Raw genomic sequence first — 19,470 nt, forward strand, 5'->3', positions numbered from 1 at the left:
AATGAAATTCGCGAGGCCAAACTGTTTTTGCCCTCATTATGTTTAGACTGTCGCAGACCCCAAAAAGGTTGCATTGAATCCAAAAATTATTTGAATTGCAGACTTTCTACTGCCATCCTGCAGGTCGCGCGCTGTGAAACAGTGAGCTCTGTTTTACTGTGGCAGCCCACTGAGAACTGATGCCCCGTGGCAACCCACGCCACCCACGCCACCCGGGAACCATCCCCCGGATCCTCCACGTACTCCACAGTGGGCTCGGCGGGACGTATATTCCGATTCGGTTGCTCGGTCAGCAGTGGATCATCCGCCACCATCGCCGCGATTTCCGTACGCACCTTGCCCGCATCAATCCCAAAAGTTGGATCGATCGCAACGATAACCCGCAACTCTGGATCTGGGCCGGTCGCAACGAGCAGGCCATCCTCCCGTGGCGCCAGTACAAACCCAACTGGCAACTGCATGCGGACGCGATCGTATTCAGTCACTACTGTGCCTCCCTCAGGCGAGGAGGGCGGTGATGCGCTTGGCATATCGCTTGTCGACGCCGGCCGCTCCGCCGCCACGCTCCCCTCCGGCATCGCGCCCATTCCCCACCAACTAATCCCCAACACGGTCAGAATGACACCCGCCAAGAGCACATGGAAAAGGCTCGGCATAGGTGTGGCTAGCCTCCGGCGCCCCTTAGTCGGGCGCTCAATCGGCAGCTCTTCCTCGACTGTCTTGTCCTCCTCCAGCGCCTCTGCGTCATAAGCCGCGACCCCCTTATTCAAAAGGGTGCGGGTCAGCACCTCAATCGCGCGCTGATTTCCCGCCACCGCTACCTCAATATCTGGCCAGCGAGCATCGGCAATCGTCTTGACTTGGTCGACGACGGCAGCCACTGCCCAGCCGGCCAAAATTCCCGAACTCGGCAGGTCATAACGATGTATTTGTTCCTCGGCCTCGAAAATGGTGGCATTTTCCAACACCGTAACTTTGATCGGTGACATCAGGCTTCCCCCTCCGGCTTAACAAAGGCAACATGGCAGGCACCCACCGTGGTGCCACGCACCTGCCATTGACCACGCCCCGGTATTTGCCTCGTCGGCTTAATCCCGAAGATCCTTCCTTCCTCGGGATCCGCATCCAGCAGCAACACACCCGGAATGCTGTCGCGCAGCGCCGCGAAGAATTGGCTGTACAACGCCCTACCAATGCCACCTGCCTTGCGCGCCAGCACCACATGCAACCCGATGTCACGGGCATGCGGGATAAGTTCTACCAGGGGTTGCAGGGCCCCTTCCGGGAGGAGTTCGGTGTCGTCGATAAGCACGAAAATCTCCGGCCCTTCCCACCAGGACCGCTCCTTGAGCTGCTGCGCTGTCACCTCCGGACCGGGGAGCCGCGTGCGTAGCGTGGCCACCGTGCTCGCGACCGTCTGCGAGACGGCATCCGGTGTTGCGCCATAGGCCGCCACCATGTCTGGGGCAAAGGTATCGAGGTGCGTGCGGCGCGGATCCAACACCACGAGGCGGGCCGATGCTCGCCCCAGCTTCTCGACGCCCAACGCCACCACGCGCAAGAACGCTGACTTACCCGCGCCTTGACCGCCAATACACAGCAGATGCGGTGACTCCTGCCAATCCCACCCCAAGGTTCCCAGCTGCGGACCACCAATACCGAAGGGAATGCCCGGCGCGCCAGCATCGAGCGCTGTGATAGCCAATCGCTCCGGCAACTGCTTCAGCTTCGGCACCGGCGCGAAGCCCTGCTGCCTGGCAGCAATGATGACATGGCCGATGTCCTGGTTGGTGGACTGCGCCAGCAGCATCGCCTCACCTTCCGGAGTCAGGCCCCGACCAGGCTTCTCTGGGAGTTTTTGCTGCGCTTTCCTATCGATCAAGGAATCCATTGGCTCTCCAAGCTTCAGCTCAATGCGAGTCCCCAACAAATCGCGAATGGCGGGCCTAATCAGCGTCCAACGAGGCGTACTGATCGCAAGGTGGACTCTGGCGGCCAACCCGTCTGCGGCGATGGCGACAAAGGAATCGTAGAGATCCTCGAAATCGGCGGCCACCACATGCCAACCGTCCACTAACAAGAAGGTGTGTCGATCTTCCGTGCACTCAAGAAAGCCCCGAACCTCATCGACGATGCGACGTACCTTTTCAGGATCATTCTTGTGCGCGATGCCCGCCACGTGTGGCATCGCTGCGGCGGGTCCGAGCTCCGTCCCCGCGAGATCCAGCACATAAAACCGAATGGAATCGGTGCTGTGCGTAGCGGCCAACGAAAGCATCAGAGTGCGCAGCGCGTTAGTCTTACCGCTGCGCGGCCCGCCGCACACTGCGAGATGACCAGCACCTGCGCTGAGATCAACCACGAAAGGATCTTGACTCTGCAGATATGGCCTATCCACCATGCCGATCGCAGCATGCAGCTGACCTACTTGATCTGCAACTCCCGCCAACGGCAAGCTTGCGGGCAGCGGGGGCAACCACAGTTGGTGTGCCCGCGCCCCGCTTGTAGCGCCTGCCGCAATAATCGCGTCCGCGAGCACACCAAGCACCGTCCGAGAGCTATCCAAGATGTAGCTCTCGGATTCCGACGTCGCTAAGTCCTCCCAGCTATTGAACAGGCGCACCCCTCCCGAACTCTGTTGCGGCGACTCTGCGCGTACGGGAACAGGACCGGAAACATAGCTCGCTTGGAACCGGGTGACTTCGGAAGCAGTTGTCTTAATGAAGCCGGCACCAGGCTGCGCGGGCAGCTGATACGCATCGGTTACACCGAGGACCTGCCGTGATTCTGAAGCAGAGAAGGTCTTCAACCCGATTCGGTAGGACAGATGTGAGTCCAGGCCACGAAGCCTGCCTTCCTCAAGACGCTGACTGGCAAGCAACAAATGAATCTGCAAGGAGCGTCCCACCCGGCCCACAGCTACAAACAGATCCGCAAAATCCGGATGGTGGCCGAGCAACTCGGAAAACTCATCCAGCACAATCACCAGGGCCGGAAGTGGAGGCAACTCGGGCCTATCTTTACTTCGGGCCTGATTGTAATCATGCACATTGGCAAAATTGCCAGCAGAACGCAGCAGCTCCTGCCGCCGATTCAGCTCACCACTGATCGCGTCATGCATCCGCTCAACCAAACTGGCTTCCTCGGCGAGGTTCGTGATCACCGCTGAAGTATGCGGCAGCTCTTCTAGCCCGAGGAAGGTGGCGCCACCCTTGAAATCCACCAACACAAAGTTCAGCTCATCCGGGGAATGGGTAAGTGCTAAGGAGAGCACAAGGGTTTTTAGCAGCTCACTTTTACCCGAACCCGTCGCCCCGATGCACAGCCCGTGTGGCCCCACTCCGCCATGTGCGGATTCCTTAAGGTCAAGATACAAGGGGTCCCCGGAGGCGGTGACGCCAATCGGCACGTTGAGACGCTGTTGTAGAGTGCGGCCGCCTCGCGACCACAGCGCAGTTGGGGGCACGTGCTCGGCATCACTGATGCCATGGAGGCCGAGGAAGTCTAGAGCGCGGGAGGCGGAGCGCATCGGGCGTCGATAAGCAGTCAGCAACCTGGCCGCATGGAGGGCTACCTCGGGTCGGAGCAGGTCCGCAACACCGATGTCTTCCAACCCGCCCTCCGTATGCACGGTGAGTGTGTGCGTCTGATCTGCACCGACTGTGAGAAAGAGCCCTTCGCTGAGTGCCCGCTCCCCCAACACAGCATGTTGATGCACTCCAATACCGATGATGGTGGTCCAGCGCGGGTCATCCAAGTCGACCTGCGTCGCAGAGTCAGCGTCAACCACGAGGATGCGATACTGCGCACTGTCGGGGTCCTGCGTGTGCGGCAGCCATTTCGTCCACGGCATCGTGCCTGCCTTGACTACTAATCCGACACAATCCGGGCCATGGTGGAACGCCAATTGGAGCAAGAGGGCCCGTGCTAGTTCTTCCGCGAGAGCGCCACCGAGCCCGATAAATCGGAAGGCCTGGAGCTGCACTGCCACGGGCATTTCCGGCACGGACCCGACGGATCGGACTGTGTGCCGCAGCGACACCGCGCACACAGGATCAAGATCCTCGGGCGCGCCGGAATCCGCCACTGTCACCGGGGTGCACAAAGCGGTGTTCCCCAGCCCAATTCTTACCTCGAGGGCATCGGGATCATCGGCGTGCCGTTCCCACATGCGTCGCCCGCCTATCGACGCCCATAGCTGCGCAGGATCCGGGTGTTTGTGTACTTCAGCGGCCCGCTGGGCCTGCGCATTCCGCAATGCCGCCGCACGTACGGCACCCAGATGACGCAGATAGGCTCGCCGGGTTTCATCAATATCGTCCCCGGGTGATGCTCCGAACATCGTGGCCATACTGACAAGCATCATCACCGGGAACATCAACATCATCGGATGCGGGTCTCCCCCGCTGTTGAGCATCAACATCAGCATGCCGCCAACCATGACGATCATCAGCACCGGCATCAGTATCCGCACTAGTGGCAGCGGCTGCGGTTTGGCCACGGGCGGAATCTTTTCGGTAGCGAGCGTTCCGCTCGGCATTGGTGGTGCAGGCTCCCGCTCCGCCAGCGTCATCGGATGGACAACATACTGGTCAGTGTCCATTTCTGTAGCAGCTGCAGCTGGATAGCCGTGCTCAAGTGAAGTTGCGGTCATAGGTTCCCCCCGATGGTCTTTGGCCGTTTGCGATCCACGCTTCCCCCGAAGCTTCAAGTGGACACAGCAGACAGTTTAAGCCATGCTGTTCGTGTCCGCAGTCACAATGTGCTGCGCTGGCGTTGTCAAGGGGGTTGACTGCGCCACAGCTTTTGCCGTGCCAATTAGGGGGATAACACAATGACGTTGGCGTACACCCATGTCGAACGATCACTACGTCTGAGTTTTCGTATTGAGCTCAGCAGCCTTTCGGCCGAAGATTCACCTACTTCCGTGGATGTTTCTGTCCCAGCTTCTTCATCGCTGGCGGAGGCTTTACCGGAGATTCTAGATCTGGCATCCGCTCCGGTGATCTCCGTGCCATGGATGGCCCGCACAGCAGGTGGGCAAGAAATAGATCATGCAGTTCCGCTAGGTCACCTGGGGCTTTCTCAAGGCGCCATCGTTGTGCTGTCCCCATTTCAGGACATAGAGCCAGTTCTGCGAAAAGACGCGGCGGAATCCCTCGGCGATTTGAGAATCAATTTCCAACCTTTCGGTCTTGCTACCAGCGCCGCCACGATCGGACTGCTTTCACTCGGAGTCCTGGCGTGGCATTCCACAATGCCGACGGTGCCAGTTTCCGTGCTGTTCATACTATTGACCTTGGTTTCAGCTTCAGTCACTGTGTGGCTGCGTTTCATCTCGTCGCTGCTGGAGCGCTGTGCAATCAATACCCTGACGATTCTGTCATCGGCTTTTGCAGGGATCAGCTGCTGGCTATTGAGCGTGGGCCACGCTACTCCCAGCACTCCGAAAGAAGTCGGCTGGGCGGCGATCTCCGCCCTACTCGGAAGCTTAGGTATGAGCATCGGGTTGACGTGGTTGGCTCGCCCTGCGATCTTCGTGCTGGCAGGGCTCGCGAGCTTCATAGCCATCATGTTTTCCGCTGCCCTCGGGGCGATCTTCGTCAGCGATGCGACGGCCGCGGCAGCATGCGCGATTCTGGCTTCTATGACGCTGGTGTTGTTCTCGCCTAGTCTGAGCACTGCGCTCGCGGGACTGACTGTGCCACGTTTGCCCTCCGCTGGCCAAGATCTCAAGGTGGCCGACCAATCGATCCCAAATCCAGAACACCGGGCACAACGAGCCACCGACATTCTCGACGGCATCTGCCTCGGGACAGGAACCGCAGCGGCGATCGCGGTGATCTGCATTGGTTGGCGCAGCGAACAGCCGGGGTTCGCCCTAGCTTTAAGCATCGTATGTGTAGCCACGGTGGCTTTACATGCCACCCGCCACCGCAGCGCCCCAGCGATGTGGGGGTTGTGGCTTTGGCTTCTTGCCGGACTCGTGTCTGCCACCCTGTCGGGACTGCGGGTAGGAACAGGGGGCGTGCTGGTAGTCATTCTCATTGCACTTGCCGCAATGTCTGCTCCTTTGTGGGCGGCGCGTGTGCGTGATTTGCCACCGACAGCACTCAACTGGCTGGAAAAGCTCGAGGCGCTATCCCTAGCTGCCGCGTTTCCTTTGGCTGCTCATCTTGCAGGCGTCTTCGCAGCCATCCGGGGGCTCGGCTGATGCGCAAGCTTGTATTCCTAGGGCTGGCGCTGTTCTTCCTGCCACTACCTGCCCACGCTGATCCGCTACCTGAAGAATGTCCGAAGCCTATGCCTGGGGCCGCACCGAAAGGACCTCCTGCCGAAGAGCTCTTACTCAGCCACCGTTTTGCCACTGGCAACGGCCTCAAGGTCGCGGTGATTGACACCGGAGTGGCTCCACATCCGCGGTTAGGCACGGTCATACCAGGAGCAGACCTCATTCATCCGGCTGGTGGCAACCAAGGTGCTTTAGAAGATTGCGATGGGCACGGCACCATCGTTGCCGGCATCATCGCCGGACAGCCTGATCCCGCGCTTCAAGACGGCCTGCTGGGGATTGCACCCGATGCAGAAATCATCGCGATACGGCAAAGCAGCTCCTACCTTCGTTCCCAGGCTGCACCACAAGAGGCTGCGGGAACGATCGCTACCCTCGCAGCGGCAATCCACCGCTCACTAGACCTCGGCGCACAGGTTATCAACGTCTCCCTTGCCTCTTGTGTCCCTGCCAGCGCGCAGGCATCGCTGGATACCCGAATCCTCGATGATGCCTTGTCCAGGGCTGAGGAATTGAATGCGGTAGTCGTAGCCGCTGCCGGAAACATCAGCCCGCAGTGCCCAGCGGACTCCGTCGCCTACCCAGCGCATTCGGAGAGCGTCCTAGCGGTATCCGCTGCGCAGGATTCCTATCAGCTGGCTGATTACTCACTGCCGGTCAAAGGCCAAGTGGTTTCTGCCCCCGGCACAGTGCCCGTTGGGCTCTCGCCCCGCGACGGAACCTTCGCTGCCGCCATGCGTACTTCACGCGGGGAGTCCCCTTTTAGTGGCACCAGCTTTGCAGCACCAGTGGTCTCTGGCGTAGTAGCACAATTGAAACAACGCTATCCAAGCGATACTGCGGCGCAAACCCGGGCACGTGTCCGGGCAGCAGCAAGTCCTGGTACCGGTGATCTCTCCCCTACCTCAGCAATGTCCCAATTGCTCAGTGCTTCAGCTCCACACCCCGTTGCAATTGACGCCCCGAAGCCGAGTTCTCAAGCAGTGCGCAACCGCGCGATCCTGGTGTCCATCGCTCTTTTAGGCCTGGGAATCGTGGCGGCCACCTTGTTCTGTGCCGTCTCTAGGGCAGCCCGCTAATAGGTCGGGCGGAGCGCATCCTTGTGGCTCAAGGGCGCTCCTTCCGGCAGCAAGGAGAGGATCGCCCATGGGGCAGATTGGGGCTCCACGATCCCTAACGCAGCAGCATCCACAGGAGTGGCCACACGGTGGACACGGCCATGTTCCGTCACGATGACGGTGCCATGTCCCGTATCCACTCCAATTCCGCCTATTGTCGGCCCCGAGTAAGCATGAGCTGCACTATCCCCCGACAGCTGAATTCCCGCAGGCGGTGCAGCTGCCAGTGCGATCTTGCCGTCACCTCGCACCCACACGTGCTCTGGGCGCTGCCACTGCACCGGGGAAACGGGCAATTCCGCCACAGATCGAACACTATCCGGGAAGCTGCTCAACTCGCTAGCAGCCAATTCGCGGTGTTCAAGGCCCAAATCAAGGCCGATCCGATACTGCAGCTCGCTCAGTGGTACCAGACCTTTGGGCTGTTCAAGCCAGTACTCATCCTTGCCTACTAGCAACGTCCCCGCGATCTCCCGATAGGGAGGCAACTCAGTTACCGCGGAGAGCACTGCGGCCGGAGGTTCCCAGATCGGGGTATCGGGAGTAATCCCTAGTCGACGCCGGAGACTACGCCCTAAGGGAGAATCCTCGGCGGGCAACTCCGCCCGGCCAAAAGCCGTGATTACCCAGGTGCGGCCGTCACTGCGCGCGAGGACGCCATGACCGTCGATAAGCGCTGGCGGCGCCTGCCCTGCAACTACCGTGACCGCGCCACCACTGTGGCTCGCACTCCAATCGTGGGCTGGCTGTGGGTGCGGCGCAATGATGCCCGGCGCATCCGGGATGCCCACCGGAACTCCCTTCGGGGCATCGCCAAGCACGCTATCTGAGGCTTTCGCTGCTTCCTCTGGGCTGCCTAAGATCAGGCGCGCTGAGGCAAGATTCGCCACTGGGTGCAGCACTGCCTCCTGCTCAGCCGGCAGTCGCACGTACATCCCACCGGACTCGGCACGCACGATGTTGGCATCGCCCGGATCTACCTGCGGCGCAAAGATGGCCAGCGCACCGGAGCCGGCCGCGATAATTGCAGTGCCGATCAGTCCAAAGAGCGCTGCTCTTCGGCGCGCGCCGAGCGGATCCGAAATCATCCGGATGTCACCCAACACTACGCCGTGTTCCACGCGTCGAGTAAGAAACTTGTGCCCACTGACCTGGGCTTTGGTTGTCGCTAGCAGTACCGAACTCATCGGCAATACCCCCAGAAAAGACACGACCGAGCAATCCCCCAATTGCTGTCAACGGCCGATGCCTCACACCCTACCGGGTTAGCGCCAAACCGGCAGGACTAGTGCTGCTGCTGATCTTGCAACTCCGCAGCCACGGAGTCGCCGGTCTTCACTCCCTCGTCAGCCATGTCAGATAGTTCATTTCGCTGAGTCAGCCACTCGAAGTGGGAATCCCGGCCACGGTTCGGAACCGTCGGACGGTGGATGTAGGGTTCATTGGCATCCTCATAGGAGGTCGCCTTGCCTGCTTCTTCCTTGGTCACAAGCGATGGCAGTTCCTCTGGCGAATTGCCAGGGGCCCGCATCTTTAAGATCTCTTCGTCGCTGAACTCGGCATTGACCGCGTAAATGATCACCTCATGATCCTTGTACACCGGCGTCACACCAGGAGTATGGATCAAACCAGTCTCAAAATCAGGGCGAGGTATTTGGAAGTGCCAGAAATGTGGCGGCGAAATGTAGATGAAATTGACACCCAGTTCCTGAGCTGCGGTATCCACCATGTTGGCTTCGTCCATGTTGTCGAAGTTGCCTTGCCCCAACCGCATAGGGTGCCAGAAGAGACGGTTAGTGGCGGACTCCAACGTGGTATTCGGCCAGAGATAATGCTTGAAGACGGCCGGCAACCGGTTGTAGGCATACATCCAGCCAGAGCCTTCATCAGGGTTAGTGAAGATCGCCCCTTCATAAGCATGCGGTTGCTGGGCGAGCCAATCGAAGGCCTTCACATCCCTGCCGTTGACCAGCCGGTCATCACGCGCAGCATTGATTGCCCAGGCTGAGCCTGGCTCGATCCCGGTACGGACTACCTTCTGGATCACGAATCCAGCGCCACCGGCCAAGAGAATGGAAACCACCGCAGACACCACCGCGAACTTCTTCAGAGGCGCAAGGGCGATGAGGCGGATGAGCACGGCAAGCGCGACTGCAGCCCCGGCAACTACGAAGAGCGCCGCCGGCATGATCAAGCGGTGTCCGGTGTTGTAGTGGAGTGCGCCGACCGCCCCGAGCCACTTACCCCAAGGATCACCGAACGGGCGCAGCGAGTTAACGGTGCAACAGACACTGAGGAACCAAAACGTCGGCGCCCACAGGTTGCGACGCCAAACCAGCAGAGCGACAGCGCCAAACAGCGCGAGCCAGATCCACGGCACCACATTGAGTTCGAAAGTTGGCGCGTGGCGAGTATTCATGAAGATCGCAGCCCGCCACGCCTCGGTGAGGGAAAGATTTTCGGTAGCCGTGAAGGATTTCACCTCTTCAGACTGTTCCGCCCCGATCAGAATCTGCGGCAGCAGCGCAATCACACCAACCAGGCCAGTCGCCCCAAGCAACGCTAGGTCGCGGAACCGCCAACCAACATGACCTTTAAAGCTGCCCGGCTTCCGCGCGGGGACCCACACCAAATACAGCAGCCACCACAGCGCCAAGCCGAGCACGACGATAGTCGCCGCGGACGGATGCAGCTGTACCATGCCGATGAATGCCAGCGCAGCCACAAAGCTACGAATCGGGAAATAGGGCACTGACATGAACAGCGCGAGCACAATCCCAGATACGGAAACTGCGGCAACATAGGGCCATGCGCCAACGTACAGACCGATCCAGTACAGCACTGGGATTCCGCCGACGATGATGGGCGCCAATCCAGCGGCAATCTGTGCTGTAAGCCCCCGTCTCCCGACTAGTCGCCACGCGATGAGCCCCACGGAGATCGGAAAACCGATCGCGGGCACCAGCAGCCCCGTTAGATTTGTGGCAGCGATAGGAGAAATGTTTGCTAGGTCGGCTACGAGCCCCGCGCCGGCATGCCACGCGGTCGGGTAATACATCTTCGCCTGCGTTTCAGTATTTTGCAGGTCGCCCATGCGCGTGGGCGATGCGATACCCGTCTCCACGATGTATCTCACAGTGCTGGCATGCCAATGCACATCCCAGCCTTGAATGATGTTATCCATCTTGCGGGCTGCCTTATTGAGCAGCTCCAAAGACCGCCCGCCGATGAGCGCCACGCCAGCGAGCATTCCTAGCCCTGGGATCAGCCAGTATTCATCCAGCAACGTACCCCTGCGCCAGTCCCGCTTGGGCTTTTCGACGGCAACAGCGTCGCCATCACCATCCAGCGGAGCTGAAACTTCAGACTGCTTACGCCGCCGGCGTCCAAAGGCAACAAATGCCAAGCGCCACAGTAGCGCCAGGACCACCAGCACAGCACTAAAGATCCCTACCGAGACCACTTCAAAGCGGATCGGTGTGAGGCCGAAGAACCATGCGGCCAGGCCATAGATACCAAAGGTGGTTGGCAATGCGGCAGCAATCGACCATTGCCCGCGCACACCGGAGAGCCACGAGACAACCAAACCGGGGATGGTAAATACCGCAACTGCTACTGCTGCCGCGCTAACCATTCCCATTGTTGACCGCCTTCAATCTTCCGCCCATTTGACCTAAATCAGCTTAGGGCATGCGCTGCCTTTTTCATGGCAAGGCACGACTAGTTATCGGCAAGAGTTCGCATTTCTCGAGTGGCTTCGGCCCGCTCCCCCAATTGCCCCTCAGCAGGATAATCCACCGCAACTAAACTTAAGCCCTTCGCTGCTGCGACAGGGATCTCCGAACAGCGCTGATCCATACCAAGGAGCCGCGGTGCGAACTCTGCGTCTCTGCGCCCCTCGCCCACCGCCAAACATGTGCCGACTAGAGAGCGAACCATGGACCAACAGAAGGCATCAGCGCTCACGTGTGCTTCGTAAAGGTACGGCTCTTCAGGGGTAGATGCGTCTATCCATTCGAAGCGCTCGAGGTCTCGGATTGAGGTGGCGTTTGGTTTGTACTTACAAAACGCAGCAAAATCGTGAAGGCCAATCAAGGCATCCGCAGTCTCCTGCATCTTCTTTAGGTCAACTGGCTTAGGCCACGAAGCAGTATCCCGGGCCCGCGTCGGCAGGACCCCTGCTTGGTCCGTGGTGACCCGGTATACATAGTGGCGCCGCAACGCGGAGAACCTGGCGTCGAAGGTGTCAGGTATGAATTGACAGGCGCTGACGCGGATATCCTCCGGCAGCAGGCGCGCTAATCGACGTACAAGACGAGCTGGATCCCCTTCAATCGAACGCTGTTGCAGAGCTTGTTCATTCACATCAAAGTGCGCGACTTGGCCGCGAGCGTGCACACCGGCATCCGTGCGACCAGCCACGGTGAGAACTAGTGGCTCCCGCAGAATCATCCGCAGCGTGTCTTCGAGCACCTGCTGGACAGTTCGCAACTCCGGCTCGCCCTCCTTTGGAAGCTGCCGAGCCCAGCCGTGGAAATCAGTACCGTCGTACGCAACATCAATGCGGATTCTTTTGGATGTCATGATGAAGATCATTCTAGCTGGCCATTGAAAAGGTAAAGGCCCGTACCCCAGTGGGGTACGGGCCTAGCAGGAAGAGAATTACTTCTCTTCCTTCTCCTCAGCTTCAGCCTCGACAGCTTCTGCCTCAGCAACAGCGTCGGTAGCCACTTCAGCTTCAACCTCTGGAGCCTCTTCGACTACAGCGGTCTCTTCTTCAGCCTTCTTGGAAGCAGCAGCGCGAGTTGCGCGGGATGCCTCGGCAGAAACAGTCTCCTCAAGAACGAGGGAGATCTGGGACATAGGGGCGTTGTCGCCCTTACGGTTCTCCAGCTTGATGATGCGGGTGTAGCCACCCTCACGGCTGTCAAACTTTGGAGCCAGCTCGTTGAACAGGTAAGCAACAACTTCCTTGTTCGTAATGAGCTTTGCAACGTTGCGACGATCCGCCACGGAGCCGGCCTTAGCCTTGGTGATGAGCTTTTCTACGTATGGACGCAGCACCTTTGCCTTGGCATCGGTGGTCTTGATTGCGCCGTGCTCGATCAGCTGAGCAGCCAGGTTAGAAAGGATCTTCTTCTGGTTGGTAGCCGAACCGCCGAGACGGGCGCCCTTCTTAGGGGTAGGCATTGATGTACTCCTCGTGTACAGGTATGTGAGCGCAGACCCTGAAACAGGGCCTTAGGGCGTCTTACTCGGAATCTTCCGGATCAAAGTCAATGAATTCGCCGGTCTCAGCGTCGTAGCCTTCGATCTGGGTTGGATCGAAGTCTTCCGGAGCATCCTTCAAGGTCAGGCCCAAGCCCGCAAGCTTAATCTTGACCTCGTTGATGGACTTCTGACCGAAGTTGCGGATATCCAGCAGGTCCGACTCGGTGCACTCTGCGAGTTCACCAACGGTGTGGATCTCCTGGCGCTTCAGGCAGTTGTAGGAGCGAACAGAGAAGTTCAGATCCTCAATTGCCATGCCATAAGCAGCGATGTGCTCGGTCTCCTGTGGGGATGGACCGATCTCGATGCCCTCGGCAGCGGTGTTCAGCTCGCGAGCGAGGCCGAACAGCTCAACTAGGGTCTTGCCTGCGGAAGCTAGAGCGTCACGCGCGGAGATGGAGTTCTTGGTCTCAACGTCAATGATCAGCTTGTCAAAGTCGGTGCGCTGCTCAACACGAGTAGCTTCTACCTTGTAGCTGACCTTGAGAACTGGGGAGTAGATCTGGTCCACAGGGATGCGGCCGATCTCACTCGTGTTGGTGTTCAAGGTGGCAGGAACGTAGCCGCGGCCGCGCTCCACAATCAACTCGATCTCCAAACGGCCCTGTTCGTTAAGCGTTGCGATGTGCAGATCCGGGTTATGGATCTCCACACCCGCTGGAGGCTGAATGTCACCAGCGGTAACAACACCTTCACCGGTCTTGCTCAGGTACATGACCACTGGCTCATCCGAGTCAGAGGACAGCACGATGCCCTTGATGTTCAGGATGATGTCAGAAACATCTTCCTTCACACCGTTGATGGTGGTGAACTCGTGGAGGACACCATCGATCTTGACGCTGGTCACTGCTGCACCCGGGATAGAGGACAGCAGGGTACGACGCAACGAGTTACCCAGGGTGTAACCGAAGCCTGGCTCCAGTGGCTCGATGATGAACCGGGAGCGTGCCTCGTCTACGTACTCCTCGGTAAGGGTAGGACGCTGTGAAATGAGCATGAACTTCTCCTTGTGTGACGCCCGCTATTTGACGTCGATAGGCAAGTATTGACTTTTTGTGTGCGCCACCAAATTTGGTAGCGCTCACGGAGATTACTTCGAGTAGAACTCGACGATGAGCTGTTCCTGGATAGGAACGTCGATCTGAGCGCGCTCTGGCAACTGGTGCACGAGAATGCGCAGGGTGGACGGAACGACCTGCAGCCATGCTGGCACAACTGCGTCGACGAGGTTGTCCTGAGCCTCTTCGAACCAGATCATCTTGCGAGACTTCTCACGAACATCGATGATGTCGTACTGAGAAACCTGGAAAGAAGGAACGTTGATCTTCTTGCCGTTCACGGTGAAGTGACCGTGAGAAACAAGCTGGCGTGCCTGACGACGAGTGCGTGCGAGGCCAGCGCGGTAGACAACGTTGTCGAGGCGAGCCTCGAGCAGGACCATGAGGTTTTCGCCGGTCTTGCCTGGGCGACGGTTAGCCTCGGCGTAGTAGCGACGGAACTGCTTCTCCATGACACCGTAGGTGAAGCGAGCTTTCTGCTTCTCCTGCAGCTGGAGGAGGTACTCAGACTCCTTGATGCGAGCGCGGCCAGCCTGTCCCGGAGGATAAGGGCGACGCTCGAATGCCATGTCTCCGCCGACGAGGTCGACACGGAGGCGGCGGGATTTACGGGTTACAGGGCCGGTATAACGAGCCATTGTTTGTTACGCTTCCTTTCCCTGATTAAACGCGACGGCGCTTAGGCGGACGGCAGCCATTGTGTGGCTGTGGGGTGACATCAGTAATAGAACCGACCTCAAGCCCCGCGGTGGACAGGGAACGGATAGCGGTCTCACGTCCAGAGCCTGGGCCCTTGACGTAGACGTCAACCTTCTTCATACCGTGCTCCATAGCCTTGCGAGCAGCATTCTCGGCAGCCATCTGAGCAGCGAACGGAGTGGACTTACGAGAGCCCTTGAATCCGACGTGGCCAGAGGAAGCCCAAGAGATGACAGCACCGGATGGGTCCGTGATGGACACGATGGTGTTGTTGAAGGTGGACTTGATGTATGCGGCGCCCTGCGCCACATTCTTCTTTACGACGCGACGGCCAGTGCGGCGCGCGCCAGAGCGTGCTTTAGGAGGCATGATTACTTCTTCTTTCCGGCGATCGTCTTCTTAGGACCCTTGCGTGTACGCGCATTGGTCTTGGTGCGCTGACCACGAACTGGGAGGCCACGGCGGTGGCGCAGACCCTGGTAAGAGCCGATTTCGATCTTGCGACGGATGTCGGCTGCTACCTGGCGGCGGAGGTCACCCTCCACCTTCCAGGTTGCTTCGATAACGTCACGAAGAACAGCGATCTGCTCATCAGAGAGGTTGTCGGTGCGCAGGTCAGGAGAGATTCCGGTCTCTTCGAGCAGCTTGGCAGCACGGGCTGGGCCGATGCCGTAAATGTAGGTAAGTGCGACTTCCATGCGCTTGTTGCGAGGGAGGTCAACACCAGCTAGACGTGCCATGTGGTACGTACCTTTCCGGTTGTTGCGGTGGTTTTCTCCACACTCGTCCCCGTCTCATAGCACTTCACCCGGACGGATATGCCGGGAAGTGGGCTACGCAAACACAGGGCTCCGGCCACCGTAACCAGAGGTAGATGAAGCGCACATCCGCTAAAAGAATTCAGCAGAACTGCAGTGCGCCTGGAGTGTGAAGGCGAATGATTATTTACTTGTAGCGGTAGACAATGCGACCGCGGGTCAAATCGTACGGAGAAAGCTCCACTACGACACGATCCTCAGGAAGGATACGGATGTAATGCTGACGCATCTTGCCACTGATGTGTGCAAGTACCTTGTGACCATTGTCGAGTTCGACACGGAACATTGCATTTGGCAAAGGCTCAACAATCGTGCCTTCAACCTCAATAGCGCCTTCTTTAGCCATATCCTCCACTTTCCCTGACATTCCCAAGTGCAAAATGCCTGGTAGTTTTCACTTCCGCGAGATGCGAAACGCGGGCATGTGCACGTGTACACACACCAATGGGACAGCTTACAGTGCGCACCTGGTATTTTGCAAAAAGGATTGCCGCTGCCAGCAAAAGCAAAACTCCGCCCAACTGTTCCCAGTTGTGGCGGAGTCGCGGAAAATCCGAGCGATGACTAGTACACGTAGACCATATCGCCGACCTGCAAGTCATTGAAGAACGCTGCAGAGTCCTCATGGCGCAGGTGCACGCAACCATGCGACAGCCAGTCAATCCGACCCGAGTGGAACGCGATGCCATTGTTGGTGAAGTAAACCGCGTTAGGCATCGGAGCATTATTGAACTCGTAGGAAATTTCGTCCTTCACCTTACGGGTGACGCTGAACGTTCCGTTAGGAGTGTCATACCCTTGCGCACCATGAGATACCGGAACGGGGCCATAGGTAACCTCGCCACCGTGCTGCAACCATGCACGGTTGCCTGCCTTATCAAGGCAAGCACGTGCCTGTGGCGGGCAAGAGCCACGGTCAATCTGCGGAGCCTCTGGGGCTGGTGCCGGAGCCGGTGCTGGAGCTGGCTCTGGGGCTGGTGCCGGAGCTGGCTGTGGCAGCTTAGACTCAAGCAGACCTGGGAAGTGAACTCGCAAGTTGTCATCAGCAGCCTTGCGAAGCGCATCACGTTGTGCCGGTGGCAGGCCAGCGGTGGAGTTGTACACAGCATTGCGCGCATTCCAGGCTGCCTCGGCTGCCGCATCGGAGGAGCCAGACTGCATGTCAGAGGATCCTGGGATATTTACAGCCGGTAGTGCCGGCGCGGCGAATGCCGGCTGCACCAAGATGGCGGAAGCGGCCACAGCGGTGGATGCGGCGATTCCCGCGCGACGCTTGAATACAGAAGGCTTGCGGTGCTTACTCATAGTGCAGAAGTATAGGGCTTTCAGCTAGAAAACCGCCAATTGTATGACGATATTATATGAATTTTCTCAGAATCTTGGGGTAAGAATCCGCGGCCCCCCGGTGGTAGCAGCTACCGTATGCTCCCAGTGTGCTGACCACGATCCGTCGAGGGTAACCACGGTCCAGTCGTCGTCAAGCACGGCAGAATCTTCCGTACCCAGGGTCAGCATTGGCTCGATCGCAAGCACGGAACCCTCTTGGATAATAGGTCCGCGGCCCGGCTTTCCCTCATTAGCAAGGTAGGGCTCCTCATGCATGGTTCGCCCAATACCGTGGCCACCGTAGCCATCGACGATGCCAAGATCTACGCCAAATTTCTGTTCTGCCTTGCGCGTAGCCACTTCCAACGCATGGGAGACGTCAGTCAGGTAATTACCAGGGACCATGGCTTTGAGACCTTCCATGAGCACCCACTCAGTGGCGCGGTTGAGCTTGTCGACGTCCTCATCGACCTCACCGATGCCAAAAGACCACGCGGAGTCCCCTACCCACCCTTCAAAGGTGGCGCCGCAGTCAATCGAGACTAGATCGCCTTCGCACAGGATTGTCTCGGCGTTAGGTATCCCATGCACGATCACTTCGTTGACGGAAGCACAGATGGAACCTGGGAAACCTTGGTATCCCAGGAAGGTAGGGATTGCCCCTGCGGAGCGAATCGTATCCTCGGCAATACGGTCCAGGTCCAGAGTGCTCATGCCTGGTTTGGCTGCGGCTTTCACAGCTTGGAGAGTGCGGCCAACGATTTCACCGGCGGCCTGCATTGCGTCAAGTTCCATAGGGGTCTTGGCGGCGATTACTTTTTGCTTTTTACGAAATCCCATTTTCTGCTTTCAAAAGTTAAAAACCGGCTGCTTGGAAACTCAAGCAACCGGTTTTCTATGGAGCGGGCGCTACTTGCCCAGAGCTTCCATTGTGCGGGCGTTGATATCCTCAACGCTACCCTCTGCCTCGATGGTGATGATCTTGTCACCGTAGTGATCGATCAGAGGCGCAGTTTCATCGCGGTACACACCAAGGCGGGTGCGAATAGTTGCCTCGTTGTCATCGGCACGACCACGCGCAAGCATGCGCTCGACAACGACGTCCTCAGAAACCTTGAAGTTCACAACGCCGTCGAGCTGCGCGCCTTTCGACGCCAAAAGGGACTCGAGAATGTCTGCTTGTTCGACGGTGCGTGGAAAGCCGTCGAGGAGGAAACCATTCACAGCATCTTCTTCTGCAAGTCGGGATTCCACCATGCGGGCCGTGACATCAGTCGGAACCAGCTTGCCAGCGTCAATATAAGACTTTGCCTCAACGCCAAGAGGGGTACCTTCCCCGATGTTGGCGCGGAACAGGTCGCCAGTGGAGATGTGTGGCACGCCGAGCTTTTCGGAGAGAATAGCGGCCTGGGTACCTTTGCCTGCGCCCGGAGGGCCGAGGAGTACGAGTCTCATTTAAGGAATCCTTCGTAGTTGCTTTGGAGGAGCTGGCTCTCAATCTGCTTTACCGTAGTCAGTGCAACAGAAACGAGAATCAAAATAGCAGTACCACCGAATGGCGTTGAGTTCGCTGCACCGGAGTTCACACCAAGATCCATCATGATGTTCGGCAGCACAGCAATAACACCGAGGTACAACGAACCGACAAACAGCAGACGATTCATTACATATCCAAGGTACTCGGCCGTCGGACGGCCCGGGCGAATACCCGGAATAAATCCGCCGTACTTCTTCATGTTGTCTGCTTGCTCATTCGGGTCGTACTGGACCGAAACGTAGAAGTAGGAGAAGAAGATGATCAGCGCAAAGTAGCCGAGGATGTACTGCCAAGACGACGGCGTCTGGAGGTACTGGATGACGTTTCTTTGCCACCAGTTATCCGGCACTGCAGTGGAGCCAGAGTTCACGATCTGTGTGATGAGCACCGGCACATACATCAGCGAGGACGCGAAGATCACTGGAATAACGCCAGCCTGGTTAACCTTCAGCGGCAGGTAGGTGGAGGTGCCGCCATACTGACGACGTCCGACCATGCGCTTGGCATATTGCACGGGGATACGACGCTGTCCCTGCTCAATGAAGATCACGCCAACCACGAGGATAACCACAGCCACCATGACCAGGGAGAACACCATCGGCCCCGAGGAACGGAAGATGTTCATGCCGTCGGCAGGAAGGCGAGTTGCAATGCCGCCGAAGATGAGCAAAGACATGCCGTTACCGATGCCACGGTCGGTCATGAGCTCACCGATCCACATCACAAGCACAGCGCCTGCGGTCATCGTCAACACAAGGAGGATCAGGTCGAAAACGTTTCGATCCGCCTTAAGCACCTCGATGCCCTGACCGAGCAGCTGCTGACGGTCTGCCAGTGCGGTGATGCCCGAAGATTGCAGGAGAGCCAGGCCTACCGTCAAATAACGCGTGTACTGCGTCATCTTGGTTTGGCCGGACTGGCCTTCCTTCTTCAGCTCTTCGAAGTGCGGAATCACCACGGTGAGCAACTGCACGATAATCGACGCCGTGATGTACGGCATGATGCCGATGGCAAAAATCGACAACTGCAACAACGCGCCACCTGAGAACAGGTTGATCAGCGAGTAGACGCTGTTCTGGTCGTTTGTCAGCTCACGCAGACGGCCAGCAATCGAAGCGTAGTCAACGCCTGGCGAAGGGATCTGCGCACCAATGCGGTACAAGATGATCATCGCCAAGGTAAACAAGATCTTCTTACGAAGATCCACATCCTTGAATGCTGCAATAAGGGCGGACACATATCCTCCAAGCATCCCCTGCCCGCAAGGGGAATCAAGGGAGACGGTGTATTTAAGTTCAGGAACGCCACGCGCTGAGAGGCGCGACAGAGATTCAACACGGCAACTTTACCA

The 19,470-nt window shown here is 58.3% G+C and carries 17 protein-coding genes; 2 read left to right on the forward strand and 15 right to left on the reverse strand.

What is annotated here, in order from left to right; translation table 11 throughout:
- Positions 1-86 precede the first annotated feature (86 nt).
- Positions 87-989, reverse strand: coding sequence for a type VII secretion-associated protein (locus WG936_RS02605; RefSeq protein WP_339564268.1), 903 nt, complete (start codon positions 987-989; stop codon positions 87-89).
- Positions 989-4,654, reverse strand: coding sequence for a type VII secretion protein EccCa (eccCa, locus tag WG936_RS02610; protein ID WP_339572040.1), 3,666 nt, complete (start codon positions 4,652-4,654; stop codon positions 989-991). Before eccCa ends, WG936_RS02605 begins: the two co-directional genes overlap by 1 nt.
- 180 nt (positions 4,655-4,834) lie before the next feature.
- Here eccCa and eccD point away from each other — a divergent pair, with 180 nt between their 5' ends.
- Both eccD and WG936_RS02620 read left to right on the forward strand, forming a co-directional pair.
- Complete coding sequence (gene eccD / locus WG936_RS02615; protein WP_339572041.1) at positions 4,835-6,214, forward strand: type VII secretion integral membrane protein EccD; 1,380 nt, start codon at positions 4,835-4,837, stop codon at positions 6,212-6,214.
- The gene (locus WG936_RS02620) at positions 6,214-7,371 is read left to right on the forward strand and encodes a S8 family serine peptidase (protein ID WP_339564271.1); all 1,158 of its coding nucleotides are present in this window, start codon (positions 6,214-6,216) and stop codon (positions 7,369-7,371) included. Before eccD ends, WG936_RS02620 begins: the two co-directional genes overlap by 1 nt.
- Here WG936_RS02620 and eccB read toward each other — a convergent pair.
- The 13 genes from eccB to secY form a co-directional block, all read right to left on the reverse strand.
- On the reverse strand, positions 7,368-8,597 hold the full coding sequence (gene eccB, locus WG936_RS02625; protein WP_339564272.1) for a type VII secretion protein EccB: 1,230 nt from the start codon (positions 8,595-8,597) through the stop codon (positions 7,368-7,370). The two genes, WG936_RS02620 and eccB, sit on opposite strands and share 4 nt — an antisense overlap.
- 98 nt (positions 8,598-8,695) lie before the next feature.
- Positions 8,696-11,050: a DUF6541 family protein gene (locus tag WG936_RS02630; protein ID WP_339572042.1), complete on the reverse strand. Its 2,355-nt coding sequence runs from the start codon at positions 11,048-11,050 to the stop codon at positions 8,696-8,698.
- A gap of 80 nt (positions 11,051-11,130) precedes the next feature.
- The gene (gene truA / locus WG936_RS02635; RefSeq protein WP_339572043.1) at positions 11,131-11,994 is read right to left on the reverse strand and encodes a tRNA pseudouridine(38-40) synthase TruA; all 864 of its coding nucleotides are present in this window, start codon (positions 11,992-11,994) and stop codon (positions 11,131-11,133) included.
- Positions 11,995-12,072: 78 nt separating this feature from the next.
- Complete coding sequence (gene rplQ, locus WG936_RS02640) at positions 12,073-12,600, reverse strand: 50S ribosomal protein L17 (protein WP_339572044.1); 528 nt, start codon at positions 12,598-12,600, stop codon at positions 12,073-12,075.
- Between the two features lie 61 nt (positions 12,601-12,661).
- The gene (locus WG936_RS02645; RefSeq protein ID WP_339564276.1) at positions 12,662-13,678 is read right to left on the reverse strand and encodes a DNA-directed RNA polymerase subunit alpha; all 1,017 of its coding nucleotides are present in this window, start codon (positions 13,676-13,678) and stop codon (positions 12,662-12,664) included.
- Between the two features lie 93 nt (positions 13,679-13,771).
- Positions 13,772-14,377 carry a 30S ribosomal protein S4 gene (gene rpsD, locus WG936_RS02650; RefSeq protein ID WP_339564277.1) on the reverse strand — a complete coding sequence of 202 codons (606 nt, stop codon included), beginning with the start codon at positions 14,375-14,377 and terminating at the stop codon, positions 13,772-13,774.
- 25 nt (positions 14,378-14,402) lie between these two features.
- Positions 14,403-14,807, reverse strand: coding sequence for a 30S ribosomal protein S11 (rpsK, locus tag WG936_RS02655; RefSeq protein WP_339564278.1), 405 nt, complete (start codon positions 14,805-14,807; stop codon positions 14,403-14,405).
- A 2-nt stretch (positions 14,808-14,809) separates the two neighbouring features.
- The gene (gene rpsM / locus WG936_RS02660) at positions 14,810-15,178 is read right to left on the reverse strand and encodes a 30S ribosomal protein S13 (protein WP_339564279.1); all 369 of its coding nucleotides are present in this window, start codon (positions 15,176-15,178) and stop codon (positions 14,810-14,812) included.
- A gap of 205 nt (positions 15,179-15,383) precedes the next feature.
- Entirely contained in the window at positions 15,384-15,602 is a 219-nt protein-coding gene (infA, locus tag WG936_RS02665) for a translation initiation factor IF-1 (RefSeq protein ID WP_339572168.1), read from the reverse strand.
- A gap of 218 nt (positions 15,603-15,820) precedes the next feature.
- Entirely contained in the window at positions 15,821-16,561 is a 741-nt protein-coding gene (locus WG936_RS02670) for a L,D-transpeptidase (protein ID WP_339572045.1), read from the reverse strand.
- Positions 16,562-16,627: 66 nt separating this feature from the next.
- Positions 16,628-17,422, reverse strand: coding sequence for a type I methionyl aminopeptidase (gene map, locus WG936_RS02675; protein ID WP_339572046.1), 795 nt, complete (start codon positions 17,420-17,422; stop codon positions 16,628-16,630).
- 69 nt (positions 17,423-17,491) lie between these two features.
- On the reverse strand, positions 17,492-18,037 hold the full coding sequence (locus tag WG936_RS02680) for an adenylate kinase (protein ID WP_339564282.1): 546 nt from the start codon (positions 18,035-18,037) through the stop codon (positions 17,492-17,494).
- Positions 18,034-19,356 (reverse strand): preprotein translocase subunit SecY, encoded by a 1,323-nt coding sequence (gene secY / locus WG936_RS02685; protein ID WP_339564283.1) that lies wholly within the window; start codon positions 19,354-19,356, stop codon positions 18,034-18,036. The genes WG936_RS02680 and secY overlap by 4 nt, the downstream gene beginning before the upstream one ends.
- Positions 19,357-19,470: the final 114 nt, after the last annotated feature.

Source organism: Corynebacterium sp. H127 (genome assembly GCF_037482665.1).
Taxonomy (GTDB): Bacteria; Actinomycetota; Actinomycetes; order Mycobacteriales; family Mycobacteriaceae; genus Corynebacterium.